This window comes from Mesorhizobium sp. C277A, from assembly GCF_040324395.1.
In the GTDB taxonomy this organism is placed as follows: Bacteria; Pseudomonadota; Alphaproteobacteria; order Rhizobiales; family Rhizobiaceae; genus Mesorhizobium.
Window position 1 is genome coordinate 1,823,243 of record NZ_JAMYVW010000002.1, and the last position, 13,750, is coordinate 1,836,992.

Genomic DNA, 13,750 nt, shown 5'->3' on the forward strand with positions numbered 1-13,750 from the left:
GGGAGGAAACCATGGCAGCTTCATTTGATCTCAACAACGACGGCGTGGTCGTGATCATCGGCTCCGGCGCCGGCGGCGGCACGCTCGGCAACGAACTCGCCCAGAAAGGCGTCGATGTCGTCATCCTCGAGGCCGGCGCGCGCCACGAATACGAGGATTTCATCAATGACGAGTGGGGTTCCTTCAGCCAACTCGCCTGGACGGACAAGCGCACAACCTCAGGCGACTGGCGGGTGTCGAAGGATTTCCCCAATTTGCCGGCCTGGATCGTCAAATCGGTCGGCGGCTCGACCACGCACTGGGCCGGCGCCTCGCTGCGCTTCCAGGAGCATGAGTTCAAGACGCTCTCGACCTACGGCAAGCTGGAAGGCGCCAACCTGCTGGACTGGCCGGTCACATTGGCCGAGATGGAGCCTTACTACGCCAAGGCGGAAGCCAAGATGGGCGTCACCGGCACCAATGGCTGGCCGCGGCTGCCCGGCAACAACAACTTCAAGGTGCTCAAGGCCGGCGCCGACAAGCTCGGCTATAAGGAATGTCATACCGGCAACATGGCAATCAATTCGGTCGAGCGGGACGACCGCAACTCCTGCCAACAGACCGGCTTCTGCTTCCAGGGCTGCAAATGGGGCGCCAAATGGTCGACGCTCTACACCGAAATTCCCAAGGGTGAGGCGACCGGCCATCTCGAGGTCCGGCCAAACGCCATGGCGATCAAGATCAACCATGACGCTAGCGGAAAAGTGACCGGCGTCGTCTATGCCGACAAGGACGGCAAGCTGCAGGAGCAGAAGGCCCGCATCGTTGCCGTCGCCGGCAACTCGATCGAAAGCCCGCGCCTGCTGCTGAACTCCGAGTCAGCGAAGTTTCCGCAAGGGCTTGCCAATTCGTCGGGGCAGGTCGGCAAGAACTACATGCGCCACACCACCGGTTCGGTCTACGCCATTTTCGACCAACCGGTGCGAATGTATCGCGGCACCACCATGGCCGGCATTATCCGCGACGAGGCGCGGCACGATCCCTCACGCGGCTTTGTCGGCGGCTATGAATTCGAGACGCTGTCGCTCGGCTTGCCCTTCATGGCCGCCTTCCTCAATCCCGGCGGCTGGGGCCGTTCCTTCACCACCGCGCTCGACCACTATGATCACATGGCTGGCCTGTGGATCGTCGGCGAGGACATGCCGCGCGCGGAAAACCGCGTCACGCTGCACAAGGACGAGAAGGACGCGCACGGCATGCCGATCGCCGACGTGCATTTCGATGATCATCCCAACGACACGGCGATGCGCAACCATGCCTACAAGCAGGCCACAGCGCTTTACGATGCGGTCGGCGCGACGCGCTCCTTCCCGACGCCGCCCTATCCCTCAACCCACAATCTCGGCACCAACCGGATGAGCGAAAAGGCGGAAGACGGCGTCGTCAACAAGCACGGCCAGGCGCACGACATCAAGAACCTGTTCGTGTCGGACGGCAGCCAGTTCACGACCGGTGCGGCTGAAAATCCGACGCTGACGATCGTGTCGCTGGCTATCCGCCAGGCCGAATACATCGCTTCGCAAATGTCGGCCAAGACGATCTGAGCCGTCCTCCCGGATCGCTACGCGGAACGCGCATGGCGCGTTCCGCCTTTTTCACTAGGACTCACTATGCGCCGACCGGCTGTCCGTCCCTGCGGCGGATGGCGACGACGGAAGGTCGCGGCAACTGGCCGTCTTTGAAATCGGGCCATAGCGTCTGCGCCTTGTCGAGCGTCTCGGCATCTTCCGCAGGGTGCTGCACCGACAGGAACAAAGTCGTGCCGTCCGGCGTGAAGCACGGGCCGGTCGCTTCGGCGCCGTGCGGGCAGGTGAACAGCAGCTTCGGCAGGCCGCGCGCCGCACCTTCGGTGTCGACGCCATAGACGCCGTCCGGCAGGTCGAAATCATTGGCGCCGTCCGTCGCCACCCACAGCCGCCCCGCCGGGTCGAAGGTGATGTTGTCGGGGCAGACGAACCAGCCATTGTCCGACGTGTCCGGATGAAAAGTGGCGCCGACCTTGGCATCTTTCGGGTTGCCGCAGAGCACGAACAGGTCCCAGGCATACTTTTCCGCCGTGTGGTCGGCATCCGCGCCGCGGCCGCCGGGCGGGATCAGTTCGACAATATGGCCCCAGAGATTTTCCGGCCGCGTGTTGGCCGGATTGACCTTTGACTGGTCGCGCTTCTTGTTCTTGGTCATCACCGCATAGACGCGGCCGGTCACCGGATTGGTCTCGATGTCCTCGGGCCGGTCCATCGGCGTGGCGCCGAGCGCATCTGCCGCAAACCGCGTCTTCAACAGCACCTCGGCCTGGTCGGCAAAACCGTTCTCGACGGTAAGCTTGCCCTGGCCGTGCACCAACGGCAGCCACGTCATCGAGCCATCGGCATCGAAGCGGGCGACCGACAGCACGCCATCGTCGAGCAGATCGGCGCCGGAGGCCGGGTTGGCCTTGTCATAGGCCTTGGCCGAGACGAAGCGGTACATATATTCGAAATAGTCGTCGTCACCCATATAGACGACAACGCGGCCGTCCTTGTTGAGGACCACGGTCGAGGCCTCATGCGACATGCGGCCAAGTGCCGTGCGCTTCACCGGCCTGGACTGAGGATCGTAAGGGTCGATCTCGACCACCCAGTCGAAGCGGTTGGCCTCGTTCGGTTCCTTGTCGAGGTTGAAGCGGTCATGGAAGCGGCCGCGGCCATAGATGTCGGAGCCGTCGAAGCCGTAACGGTCGAGCAGGTCGGCAGTCGGCGCCTTTTTCGGGTCGCCGCCGAAAATGTCGGACACGCCTTCCTCGCAGGTCAGCACCGTACCCCAGGGGGTGAAACCGCCGCTGCAATTATAGCTGGTGCCGAGCACTTTCGTGCCAGTCGGGTCGGCCGAAGTTTTCATCAGCGCATGGCCGGCAACCGGTCCGGAAACGGTCATTTCGGTGTTGGCGGTGATGCGGCGGTTGAGCGGGCTGTCCGCCACGGTTTCCCACTTGCCGTCCTTCACCTGCACCTCGAGGATCGAATGGCCCATCGCGGCCATGCCGAGATTGACCTGTTCCCTGGTCATCGTCTTGCCGGCATCGCCCTCGGTCATCCCCGGAAACATCACATTGGGCGAGATGTATTCGTTGTTGACGCAGAGCAGGCCATGATCGGAATTCACCGTGCCCTTGGGCAGCGGCATGAAGGCGATGTAGTCGCAATTGTAGCCGAAGCGCTTTTCCTGTTCCTCCGCCGCGACCTTGTTGCCGTCGAATTCGGCGAGGCCGGCTGCAAGCGGGTCGCCCCAGCGCGCGACGATGGTCGTCTCATAGCCTTCGGCGGCGGCATGGGTCTTGTCGTAGACCCGCTTCAGCTCGGGAAAGCCGAGCGTCGACTGCGCTGCGGCGGCATGCGTTTCGCCGGCAAACAAGGAGCCGACAAAGCTGCCGCCGGCAATCAGCGCGCCGGAGGCGAGGCTGCCTTTCAAAAGAGACCGGCGCGAGACGCGCTCGGCAATGATTTCGCGGATGACGGGGGAGGATGAAGACGGTGTATTGGCCATGGTGTCTGCCTCTCAGGGTGGATGTTACGGCGCACCGTTGCCCTAGTCTGCTTAGGCAACATTCACATGACATAAGAGGAAGGTTTTGCCGCAACGGGGCGCGGCACTACGCATCGCTCAGCCCTTGGTGCAGGTCGAGGCGGTGAAGGCGCCGTCGGGCTGCTTCAGAATGATGTCGAATGACGGGGCGGTCTCGCCGTCCAGTGTTGCCTGTGTCATGGAGACGGAGTTGCCACCGGTGGTATAGCCGCCCAGCGGCCCGAGCCAGGTGATCTCGCCATTGGCGTTCATCTGATAGTTGTAGCCTTGCAGCGCCGTTCCGAACGTCACCGGGCCGGTATAGACATTGCCCTTGATAGTGATGTCGCCGAGGTTGAGGAAGGCGCCGAGCAAATAGACCTCGCAATGATAGGTGCCGTCAGGAAGTTTGCCCTCGCTGAAATCGGCGCGCGCGGCGCCGCTCGTTGCCATCAGCAGCAGGATGCAGGAAATGCGTGAGATGCGAGATGTCATGACGTCTCTCTTTTGAAGGGCGAGCTTGCCCTATTTTTGCGCGGTGCCGCAACATTGTTCGCCCGGAACCCACGGCCGGAGATCAAAAACTAGGCATTTGTCTCAATTGGGCGAAAATTAGGCAAAAGTGGTGTGCGCTGCGCAAATTTGCCTCAATCAATTTTTACCGGCTGCCTTTTTGTTTCTCCAGGCTAATATACCAACCGGCTGATAACGCTCGGCTATTCCATCTTTGTGAGCGGCGCCTTCGCGTTTGGCACGGCAGTTGCTTTGCATTGTCGCGGTGCAATCAAACAGCTTGGGAGTCTTCGGTATGAGGGGTAATTTCTCCACAATAACAAAAATGTTTTCGGCGGGCGTGATCGCCGCCGGCCTGTCGATGTCGTCTCCGGCCAAGGCCGCCGAAGACACGATCAAGGTCGGCATTCTGCATTCGCTATCGGGGACCATGGCGATTTCGGAGACGACGCTGAAAGACGCCATGCTGATGCTCATCGAAGAGCAGAATGCCAAGGGCGGTCTGCTCGGCAAGAAGCTCGAGGCGGTCGTTGTCGATCCGGCCTCCAACTGGCCGCTCTTTGCCGAAAAGGCGCGCGAGCTGATCTCGAAGGACAAGGTCGCCGCCGTGTTCGGCTGCTGGACCTCGGTGTCGCGCAAATCGGTGTTGCCGGTGTTCTCGGAACTCGACAACATCCTGTTCTACCCCGTCCAGTATGAGGGCGAGGAAAGCGAGCGCAACGTGTTCTACACCGGCGCCGCCCCGAACCAGCAGGCGATTCCTGCCGTCGATTATCTCATGAGCGAGGACGGTGGCTCGGTGAAGCGCTGGGTGCTGGAAGGCACCGACTACGTCTATCCCCGAACCACCAACAAAATCCTCGAGGCCTATCTGAAGGCCAAGGGCGTCGCCGCCGAAGACATCATGGTCAACTACACGCCGTTCGGCTTCTCCGACTGGCAGACCGAAGTCTCCGCAATCAAGAAATTCGGCTCGGCCGGCAAGAAGACCGCCGTCGTCTCGACCGTCAATGGCGACGCCAACGTTCCGTTCTACAAGGAACTCGGCAACCAGGGCATCAAGGCCGAGGACATCCCGGTCATGGCCTTTTCGGTCGGTGAGGAAGAACTGGCCGGTCTCGATACCGCGCCGCTGGTCGGCCATCTCGCTGCCTGGAACTATTTCGAGAGCGTCGACACACCCGAAAACAAGAAGTTCATCGCCGACTGGCACAAGTTCATCAAGAATGACAAGCGCACCACCAACGACCCGATGGAAGCTCACTATATCGGCTTCAACATGTGGGTGAAGGCGGTCGAAAAGGCTGGCACCACCGATCCCGACAAGGTCATCGACGCCATGGTCGGCGTGTCCGTGCCGAACCTCACCGGCGGCTATTCGACCATGATGCCGAACCATCACATCACCAAGCCGGTGCTGATCGGCGAGATCCAGGCCGACGGCCAGTTCGAGACCGTGTCGCAGACGCCCGGCCTCGTGATGGGCGACGAATGGTCCGACTATCTGCCCGATTCCAAGGACCTGATTTCGGATTGGCGCGCGCCTCTGTCCTGCGGCAACTTCAACGTTGCCACCGGCAAATGCGGCGGCAAGGGCACGAACTGATCCCTCCCGGGACTGACCGATCGTGGACGCGTCCACGATCGGTACCGCCAAGCGTCCGGGCGCTTCAGCCCGCCCGGACGCGGAATTTCCCCACAGAAGAGTATCTGAACGGATGATCCTGTTGCGCACTCTCGGCCTCATGCTGGTGTTCCTGGTGGCAAGCCTATTGCCGTCGAACGCAGCCGAAGCCGATCTGCGCGCCATCGTCGCCAAATTCGCCACGGGCACGGGCTTTGCCGCCACTGAGGCCGTCGTGCGCGAACTTGCCGCCACCGGCGATCCGCTGGTTGAACGGCCGCTTGCAGCGCTCGCCGAAGGCAACCTTTACATCCGTAAAGCCGATTCAGCCGTCTTCGTCGGCAGTGAGGCCGCCGACAGCGTCACGCTGCTCGACCCGCTGAGTGGCGAGAAAGCCGGCGACGCCCCCAAGGCCGACATCACGAAGATCAAGGTCAACAACACGCTGCGTCGTGTCATCCGAGATGCGCTGGGAACGCTGACGTTGCGCGCGAAAGATCCTTCTGTCCGCATCGCCGCCGCCGACACCATGTTCAAGACCCCCGATGCCGCCAATATCGAGCCGCTCGATGCAGCCATCGCCGCCGAGACCGACGCCAAGGTCAAGGCATTGTTCGAACAGGCGCGCGCGGCATCGGTGCTGGTCTCCGACAAGCCGGAGGCCGACAAGCTTGCCGCCATTGCCCTGATCGGCGCGCGCGGCGACCGCGACGCGGTCTCGCTGCTCACCGCGGTCGAGGCCAATGCGCAAGGCGCGGTCAAGGATGCCGCGACGGCGGCAATCGCCAGCATCAATTCGAGCCTGGCGCTGTGGGATGCCGGCCAGAACATATGGTACGGCATCTCGCTTGGCTCGGTGCTGCTGCTGGCCGCCATCGGTCTCGCCATCACCTTCGGCGTCATGGGCGTCATCAACATGGCGCATGGCGAGATGGTGATGCTCGGCGCCTACACCACCTTCGTCGTCCAGCAGGTGATCCGAACCTCATTCCCCGGCCTGTTCGACTGGTCGCTGGTGATCGCGCTGCCGCTCGCCTTCCTGGTTGCCGCTTCCGTCGGCCTGATCATCGAGCGCGGCGTCATCCGTTTCCTCTACGGCCGGCCGCTGGAAACGCTGCTCGCAACCTGGGGCGTCTCGCTTGTCCTGCAGCAGGCGGTGCGCTCGATCTTCGGACCGACCAACCAGGAGGTCGGCAACCCCTCCTGGATGTCGGGATCGTTCGATGTCGGCCAACTCGCCGTCACCTGGAACCGCCTCTGGATCCTGGTCTTCGCGCTCACCGTCTTCGGCGTGCTGCTCTTTGTTATGAAGCGCACGCCCTGGGGCCTGCAGATGCGCGCCGTCACCGCCAACCGCCGCATGGCCGCCTCGATGGGCATCAGGACGCCTTGGGTCGATGCGCTGACCTTTGCGCTCGGCTCCGGCATTGCCGGCATTGCCGGCGTCGCGCTCAGCCAGATCGACAATGTCTCGCCCAATCTCGGCCGCGGCTACATCATCGACAGCTTCATGGTCGTGGTCTTCGGCGGCGTCGGCAATCTCTGGGGCACGCTGGTCGGCGCCTTCTCGCTCGGCATCGTCAACAAGGTTCTCGAACCCTATGCTGGCGCGGTGCTCGGCAAGATCGTCGTGCTGGTGCTGATCATCCTGTTCATCCAGAAGCGCCCGCGCGGCCTGTTCGCGCTCAAGGGCAGGGCGGTGGAAACATGATCACGGGACGCTTCTTCGCCGCGGGTGCCGACCGTCGCATCGCCATCACTATTTTCATCCTGCTGACGGCCGCCATTATCGTGCCGCTGCTCAACCTCGCAGTGTCGCCGCAAAGCGCGTTCTATATTCCGTCCTACATCGTCGCGTTGACGGGCAAGTACCTCTGCTATGCATTGCTTGCCTTGGCGCTCGATCTCGTCTGGGGCTATTGCGGCATCCTCTCGCTCGGCCATGGCGCCTTCTTCGCCCTCGGCGGCTATGCGATGGGCATGTACCTCATGCGCCAGATCGGCTCGCGCGGCGTTTACGGCAATCCGATCCTGCCCGATTTCATGGTGTTCCTGAACTACAAGGAATTGCCCTGGTTCTGGACCGGTTTCGACCACTTCTGGTTCGCCGCCATCATGGTGCTGGCGGTGCCCGGCCTGCTCGCCTTCGTCTTCGGCTGGTTCGCCTTCCGCAGCCGCGTCACCGGCGTCTATCTCTCCATCATCACCCAGGCGATGACCTACGCGCTGCTGCTCGCCTTCTTCCGCAACGACATGGGTTTCGGCGGCAACAACGGCTTGACCGATTTCAAGGATATTCTGGGCTTCAACGTGCAGGCCGACGCCACCCGCTCGGCCCTGTTTGCCGCCAGCGCCATCATACTCGCGCTCGCCGTCTTCATCACCTGGGCGATCGTCGGCTCCAAATACGGCAAGCTGCTAATGGCGGTGCGCGACGCCGAGAGCCGCACCCGCTTCCTCGGCTGGCGGGCGGAGAACGTGAAGCTGTTTGCCTTCACCGTCTCGGCTGTCATGGCCGGCATCGCCGGCGCGCTCTATGTGCCGCAGGTCGGTATCATCAATCCCGGCGAATTCGAGCCGTCCAATTCCATCGAAGTCGTGATCTGGGCAGCCGTCGGTGGGCGCGGCACCATTGTCGGCCCGATCGTCGGCGCGCTGCTGGTCAACGCCGGCAAATCCTGGTTCACCGGCCTGCTGCCGGAGTTCTGGCTGTTTGCGCTCGGCGGCCTGTTCGTCGCCGTAACCCTGTTCCTGCCCAAGGGCATCGTCGGCATGTGGGACAGTTGGCGCGGTAACGCTCGGGCGATGCGGGCTGCAGCGATTGCAGAGGAAGCGGGCACAGACCCTGATGCCCCGCCGCCATCGAAGATCGTGCGCAGCGCAGCAACAACGCCCGGTGCCTGGTCCGCGTCCGGGCCCGAACCGCAGCCGGCGGAATAGAGCGATGTCGAAGTCCAACACCATCCTCTATCTCGACGGCGTCTCGGTCTCCTTCGACGGTTTCCGCGCCATCAACAATCTGTCGCTGGTGCTCGACAAGGGTGAGATGCGCGCCGTCATCGGTCCCAACGGCGCCGGCAAGACGACGATGATGGACATCGTCACCGGCAAGACCCGGCCCGACGAGGGCGAAGTGTTCTTCGACGGCCAGGTCGATCTGACCCGGCACGACGAGGCGGAGATCGCCATGATGGGCATCGGCCGCAAATTCCAGAAGCCGACCGTCTTCGAAAGCCACAGCGTCGAAGACAATCTGATGCTGGCGCTGAAGGGCCCGCGCTCGATCTTTCCGGCGCTGTTCCATCGCCGCTCGGCCGGCGAAGCCAGACAGATCGACGACATCCTCGGCATCATCCGGCTGGGCGACAAGCGCCACGATCTGGCAGCCAATCTCAGCCATGGCCAGAAACAGTGGCTGGAGATCGGCATGCTGCTGGCGCAGGACCCGAAGCTGCTTTTGGTTGACGAGCCGGTCGCAGGGATGACCGATGCCGAGACCGAGGAAACCGCGCGGCTGCTCAAGGACATAGCGCGCGAGCATTCGGTCATCGTCGTCGAGCACGACATGCATTTCGTGCGCGAACTCGGCGTCAAGGTCACCTGCCTGCATGAGGGCTCGGTGCTGTCGGAAGGCTCGCTCGATTTCGTCTCGGCCGACGAGCGGGTCGTCGAAGTTTATCTCGGGAGATGAGCATGGTCTGGCGGGTGCAATTCCATCGATTCGACTTTTCGTTCCTCCGCTTCTGGAGAAGGCGCTGACATGCTCGAAGTTTCCAACGCCACGCTCCACTACGGCGCTGCCCAGGCGCTGCGCGGCGTGTCGCTGACGGCAGGTGCCGGCAAGATCACCTGCGTGCTCGGCCGCAACGGCGTCGGCAAGACCAGTTTGATGAGATCGATCGTCGGCCACCACCGGCTGACGAGCGGAAGCGTTGCCTTCGAGGGGAAGGCGCTCGACCGGAGCGCGGCGTATGATCGCGCCCGGTCGGGCATCGCATTCGTACCGCAGGGCAGGGAGATCTTTCCGCTGCTGACGGTGCGCGAAAACCTGGAGTCCGGCTTTGCGCCGTTGAAGCGCGCCGACCGCAACGTGCCGGCGCATGTCTTCGAACTGTTTCCGGTGCTGACGCAGATGCTGGGGCGGCGCGGCGGCGATCTCTCAGGCGGCCAGCAGCAGCAGCTCGCCATCGGCCGGGCGCTCGTCATGCGGCCGAAACTGCTGGTGCTCGACGAGCCGACCGAAGGCATCCAGCCCTCGATCATCAAGGACATCGGCCGCGCCATCCGCTATTTGCGCGATCAGGCCGGCATTGCGGTGCTTCTGGTCGAGCAATATCTCGATTTCTGCCGCGAGCTCGCCGACGAGGTCAACATCATGGACCGCGGCCAGATCGTCCACACCGGCCCGGCCGAAGATCTCGACCGGGCGGACGTCAGGAAGTTTCTGACGGTTTAGCGCAGGTCGACGGCTGCACGGATCGTACACGTCGAAGATTGGCTGAATGCCCACAATCACTTCGTCATTCTAGGGCGGAGCCAAGGAGCGGAGCGACGCGCGCAGACCCTAGAATCCATGCCGCGACATCAGCCAAAGAGTGCCGCGATGCAGAACAAGATCGCTTCTGCGGCACATTGGCATTCCACATGCTGCACCGTTAATGACGCTTCTTCGTCCCGGCATGGATCCCTGGGTCTTCGCTCCGCTTCGCGTCGCTACGCCCAAGGATGATGAAGTCGCGAAGGTCCGCACCCGTTGCGTCGGACTTTCGTCCGAGGCCGCCACACTCTGGCACGCCGAATACTGCATGCTAGTCTTTCCTAGGCCTCGGTGAGTCGGCCGCTTCCGTATCAGTCTGGTTCTGTAGCAGATCGAGGGAATATGCTGGCTCAGCCTGCAAGTTCCACGCAAGCAAGCCACCCTAGCTTCCCTCGCAGTTCTGATTGTCGGTCAATGCGTTCAGATAATCTTGCCAGGAGAATAGGGCTATGGAACGGTTCGTCGAGGACCACCAGAAACGACGGCTGACAGAGCGTGTCGACATCATTACCGCCATCAACATTCTGCGCTCGCAAGGCTACCAGCAGGATGAGCTGATCGGCGAAATCACCAAGGTTTTCTACGTCGACCTCGACACTTACAACGAGATCGTCATAGCGGCCTAAAAGCGCGTCGCGCCTGAACGGCCTCATGCGACGCGCTTTGGGGTGTTGTTTTACGTGTGGTGAGGTTCAGGCCGGCTGAATATCAGCCCAGCCTACCCGGCGCGCCGGAAGGCGAGCACACGGTTGCGGCCGCCGCGCTTGGCGCCGTAAAGCGCTTTGTCGGCGGCGCTGAGCACCTTGTCGAATTTGGTGCCGCCCTCGCTGCCGAAGGCGTAGCCGGCGCTGACGGTGCAGGACAGCAGGCGGGTCTCGGTATCGATCCGGCGCACGGCAAAACTGGCCCGGATCCGCTCGGCTATGAATTCCACCTTTTCAGGCAAGGTGCGATCGAGCACCAATGCAAATTCCTCTCCGCCCATGCGCGCGGCGACATCGCCCGGCTGGAGATTGGCGGTCAAATCCTTGGCGAACAGTTTCAGCACCTCGTCGCCGGTGGCATGGCCGAACTCGTCATTTATCGCCTTGAAGCCGTCGAGATCGAACACGATCACGGCGGTGAAGGACCGGACAGGTGTTTTGCCGTGCAGGTCGAACAAAGCGCGCCGGTTGAGCAGTCCGGTCAGCGGATCGGTCAGCGCTTCGCGGCGATGATACTGCGCCAGGCGTCCCTGGTTGAGCGCCAGCGAGAGCGCGCCGATGCCGGTCATGCACGCGATGACGACGATGAGGCTGAAATCCTCGGCCCAGTTGCTCGGCGCATGGCCAAGCACCAGCCTGCCATCCCAGACAAGTGCACCGGAGCACAGCACGAAGGAAATTGCGGTGGCTGTGTAGAGCCCGGCAATGCCGAGGATCGGGGCAGGGAATTCGGTGCGGCCCTTCCAGTATTCATAGGCCGTCGCAAACAGGAGCAGCGCGGCGAAGGCATTCTCCAGCATGAAGCCCAGCCCGTCATAGCCAAGCGCCATCGGCGGCAAGGCGACTGCCAGCGAGACGCCGGCGCCGACAGCAATGCGGGGCAGCGGTGACCTCCCTGTCGTGAACTGATGGGCAGCGCCCAGCATGGTCGCGAAGCCGAGCAGCAGGAACGTGAAGCTGGCGAGGCCGAGCAGGCGCCCGGGCGCGTCGATATAGGCCTGGTAGGCGAAGACGTCGGCAACGATCAGAAGCGCGCTGACGGCCCAGGTCAGCAGGAATTTTTCCGAGCGCGCGGTAAGCCAGATGCCGAACAGCGTCAGGCCGAGGCAAGCGGCGGAAAACCCGACAGCCAACAGAAGGGAACTGTAGTCGAGCGACATGCCCTCGTCCTTGCGCGCGGCGGCCGGCCTCTAGAAAGGACCCGCACCGGATTTATGCAGGATGGAGGTATCGATAAGGTTACGATGCGCATAAGCTATCACGCTTCGGTTCATCGTAGCAATTCTGGGTTGAAACCCTTTTCAAGGGAAAGCGCTGACCGCTTTCCCGGGAAAACCGTTCCACACTTTTCCTGGAATTGCTCCTAATGCATGTCGCCCAGAAGTGTGCCGCGGTTCTGCGACAACGGCATGCATCAAGACAAAGACTTAAATCGCGTCGTATGAATCCGTTTCAGCGCGACGCGCTTTAACCGATCAGCTCACCCTCTTCATCAGCGCCATGGCGCCGAACGGCGCGCGCACCTTGCCCTCGGTGATAAAGTAGACGAACACATCGCGCGGTTTCACCGGCGCGTCGAAAGTCGGATCGGCGCGCCGCAGATCGGCCGGCTGCTTGCCTTGCGCCCAGGTCTTCACCCGCGCTGCCCATTCGTCCAGGCCATTCGGCGTATAGCAATCCGGATTGTCGTCGCTGCCGGTCTGCAGCCGCGCATAGATAAAATCGCCGGTGATGTCGGCGATACCAGGATATTTGGCATGGTCGGCATAGACGATCGCCGCCTTGTATTTACGCGCCAGGCCCACAAATTCCGGCACGCTGAAACTGTCGTTGCGCACTTCCAGCGCATGGCGCAGCGCGACGCCATCCTGCTTTTCCGGCAGCAGCTTCAGGAAGGCCTCCAAATCATTGGCGTCGAACTTTTTCGTCGGCGCGAACTGCCACAGGATCGGGCCCAGCTTGTCGCCCAGCGCGGCAATGCCGGAGCCGAGGAAGCGCGTCATGGACTCGCCGGCTTCGCCAAGCACGCGCCGGTTGGTGACGAAGCGATTGCCCTTCAGCGAATAGACGAAACCGTCCGGCGCCTCGCCCGCCCATTTGACGAAGGTCGGCTCCTTGAAGCTGGAATAGTAGGTGCCGTTGACCTCGATGCTCGGTACCTGGCGGGTGGCGTAACTTAGCTGTTTGGCCTTGGAAAGCTTGTCCGGGTAGAAAGACGTATCCCAGGGTTCGAAAGTCCAGCCGCCCATCCCGGCGCGGATTGTTCCTTGGCTGATCATCGTCTTCCTCCCAGTTCTAAAAATGCGGTCAGGCTATTTTTCCAACCGGTTTGATCATGTCGACCACGGTCCATCCGGGACGGTGATGATTGGCTCGGCGGCCCGTTTCGTGGAAGCCATAGGCCGTATAGATCTCGATGTTCCGCTCCATGCGCGAATTGGTGTAGAGCCGCACCTCCGGCACACCCCATAGCCGCGCCTGTTCCTGGGCGAAGTCGAGCAGCGCGGTGCCGAGTTTCCTGCCCTGGAAAGCGGGGGAGACCGCGACGCTGAAGATCATCGCATGATCGGGATGGCGCTCAATAACGATCAGCCCGGCGAGTTCCGCGCCGCTCTCCAAGAGCCAGACCTCGCCACGCTCGATGCGTGGCGCATAGTCCTCGGTGACTGGGAGCGGCGGCGCGCCTAACAGGGGCGTGTAGTGCTCATAGGCGGTCTGCGTCAGCGAGACGACTGCGTCGAGATCACCGGCAAGCGCCTGTCGGACTGTCATTCAAAGCTCTCCAGGCGCCCG

12 protein-coding genes are annotated in these 13,750 nt (G+C 62.3%); 7 read left to right on the forward strand and 5 right to left on the reverse strand.

From position 1 onward, the window contains the following. Positions 1-11 precede the first annotated feature (11 nt). On the forward strand, positions 12-1,583 hold the full coding sequence (locus NKK52_RS09110; RefSeq protein WP_023684618.1) for a GMC family oxidoreductase: 1,572 nt from the start codon (positions 12-14) through the stop codon (positions 1,581-1,583). 64 nt (positions 1,584-1,647) lie between these two features. Here the strand turns inward: NKK52_RS09110 and NKK52_RS09115 are convergent, their stop codons facing one another. Together NKK52_RS09115 and NKK52_RS09120 are read right to left on the reverse strand one after the other, a co-directional pair. Further along, on the reverse strand, positions 1,648-3,561 hold the full coding sequence (locus NKK52_RS09115; RefSeq protein ID WP_023684619.1) for a PhoX family protein: 1,914 nt from the start codon (positions 3,559-3,561) through the stop codon (positions 1,648-1,650). A 117-nt stretch (positions 3,562-3,678) separates the two neighbouring features. Beyond that, positions 3,679-4,074 (reverse strand): hypothetical protein, encoded by a 396-nt coding sequence (locus tag NKK52_RS09120; RefSeq protein ID WP_023684620.1) that lies wholly within the window; start codon positions 4,072-4,074, stop codon positions 3,679-3,681. A gap of 313 nt (positions 4,075-4,387) precedes the next feature. Here NKK52_RS09120 and urtA point away from each other — a divergent pair, with 313 nt between their 5' ends. The 6 genes from urtA to NKK52_RS09150 all read left to right on the forward strand — a co-directional run bounded on the left by urtA (position 4,388) and on the right by NKK52_RS09150 (position 10,879). Continuing rightward, positions 4,388-5,698 carry an urea ABC transporter substrate-binding protein gene (gene urtA / locus NKK52_RS09125; protein ID WP_023684621.1) on the forward strand — a complete coding sequence of 437 codons (1,311 nt, stop codon included), beginning with the start codon at positions 4,388-4,390 and terminating at the stop codon, positions 5,696-5,698. A gap of 112 nt (positions 5,699-5,810) precedes the next feature. Beyond that, entirely contained in the window at positions 5,811-7,427 is a 1,617-nt protein-coding gene (gene urtB, locus NKK52_RS09130; RefSeq protein WP_023684622.1) for an urea ABC transporter permease subunit UrtB, read from the forward strand. After that, positions 7,424-8,656 carry an urea ABC transporter permease subunit UrtC gene (urtC, locus tag NKK52_RS09135; RefSeq protein WP_023670933.1) on the forward strand — a complete coding sequence of 411 codons (1,233 nt, stop codon included), beginning with the start codon at positions 7,424-7,426 and terminating at the stop codon, positions 8,654-8,656. The genes urtB and urtC overlap by 4 nt, the downstream gene beginning before the upstream one ends. Positions 8,657-8,660: 4 nt before the next feature. Further along, complete coding sequence (gene urtD, locus NKK52_RS09140) at positions 8,661-9,407, forward strand: urea ABC transporter ATP-binding protein UrtD (RefSeq protein WP_023684623.1); 747 nt, start codon at positions 8,661-8,663, stop codon at positions 9,405-9,407. Between the two features lie 69 nt (positions 9,408-9,476). Beyond that, complete coding sequence (urtE, locus tag NKK52_RS09145) at positions 9,477-10,172, forward strand: urea ABC transporter ATP-binding subunit UrtE (RefSeq protein WP_023684624.1); 696 nt, start codon at positions 9,477-9,479, stop codon at positions 10,170-10,172. 530 nt (positions 10,173-10,702) lie between these two features. Next, positions 10,703-10,879, forward strand: coding sequence for a hypothetical protein (locus NKK52_RS09150; protein ID WP_023670936.1), 177 nt, complete (start codon positions 10,703-10,705; stop codon positions 10,877-10,879). A 92-nt stretch (positions 10,880-10,971) separates the two neighbouring features. Here the strand turns inward: NKK52_RS09150 and NKK52_RS09155 are convergent, their stop codons facing one another. The 3 genes from NKK52_RS09155 to NKK52_RS09165 all read right to left on the reverse strand — a co-directional run bounded on the left by NKK52_RS09155 (position 10,972) and on the right by NKK52_RS09165 (position 13,729). Further along, a complete protein-coding gene (locus tag NKK52_RS09155; protein ID WP_023684625.1) occupies positions 10,972-12,117 on the reverse strand; it encodes a GGDEF domain-containing protein in 1,146 nt (381 codons plus the stop codon). 315 nt (positions 12,118-12,432) lie between these two features. Beyond that, entirely contained in the window at positions 12,433-13,236 is an 804-nt protein-coding gene (locus NKK52_RS09160; RefSeq protein ID WP_023684626.1) for a DUF72 domain-containing protein, read from the reverse strand. 28 nt (positions 13,237-13,264) lie between these two features. Continuing rightward, a complete protein-coding gene (locus tag NKK52_RS09165; protein WP_023684627.1) occupies positions 13,265-13,729 on the reverse strand; it encodes a GNAT family N-acetyltransferase in 465 nt (154 codons plus the stop codon). Positions 13,730-13,750 lie beyond the last annotated feature (21 nt).

Coding starts and splice junctions, on each gene's coding strand:
- NKK52_RS09150 (WP_023670936.1), top strand. CDS start 10,703: ATGGAACGGTTCGTCGAGGACCACCAGAAACGACGGCTGACAGAGCGT.
- NKK52_RS09160 (WP_023684626.1), bottom strand. CDS start 13,236: ATGATCAGCCAAGGAACAATCCGCGCCGGGATGGGCGGCTGGACTTTC.
- NKK52_RS09115 (WP_023684619.1), bottom strand. CDS start 3,561: ATGGCCAATACACCGTCTTCATCCTCCCCCGTCATCCGCGAAATCATT.
- urtE (WP_023684624.1), top strand. CDS start 9,477: ATGCTCGAAGTTTCCAACGCCACGCTCCACTACGGCGCTGCCCAGGCG.
- urtD (WP_023684623.1), top strand. CDS start 8,661: ATGTCGAAGTCCAACACCATCCTCTATCTCGACGGCGTCTCGGTCTCC.
- NKK52_RS09110 (WP_023684618.1), top strand. CDS start 12: ATGGCAGCTTCATTTGATCTCAACAACGACGGCGTGGTCGTGATCATC.
- NKK52_RS09155 (WP_023684625.1), bottom strand. CDS start 12,117: ATGTCGCTCGACTACAGTTCCCTTCTGTTGGCTGTCGGGTTTTCCGCC.
- urtC (WP_023670933.1), top strand. CDS start 7,424: ATGATCACGGGACGCTTCTTCGCCGCGGGTGCCGACCGTCGCATCGCC.
- NKK52_RS09165 (WP_023684627.1), bottom strand. CDS start 13,729: ATGACAGTCCGACAGGCGCTTGCCGGTGATCTCGACGCAGTCGTCTCG.
- NKK52_RS09120 (WP_023684620.1), bottom strand. CDS start 4,074: ATGACATCTCGCATCTCACGCATTTCCTGCATCCTGCTGCTGATGGCA.
- urtB (WP_023684622.1), top strand. CDS start 5,811: ATGATCCTGTTGCGCACTCTCGGCCTCATGCTGGTGTTCCTGGTGGCA.
- urtA (WP_023684621.1), top strand. CDS start 4,388: ATGAGGGGTAATTTCTCCACAATAACAAAAATGTTTTCGGCGGGCGTG.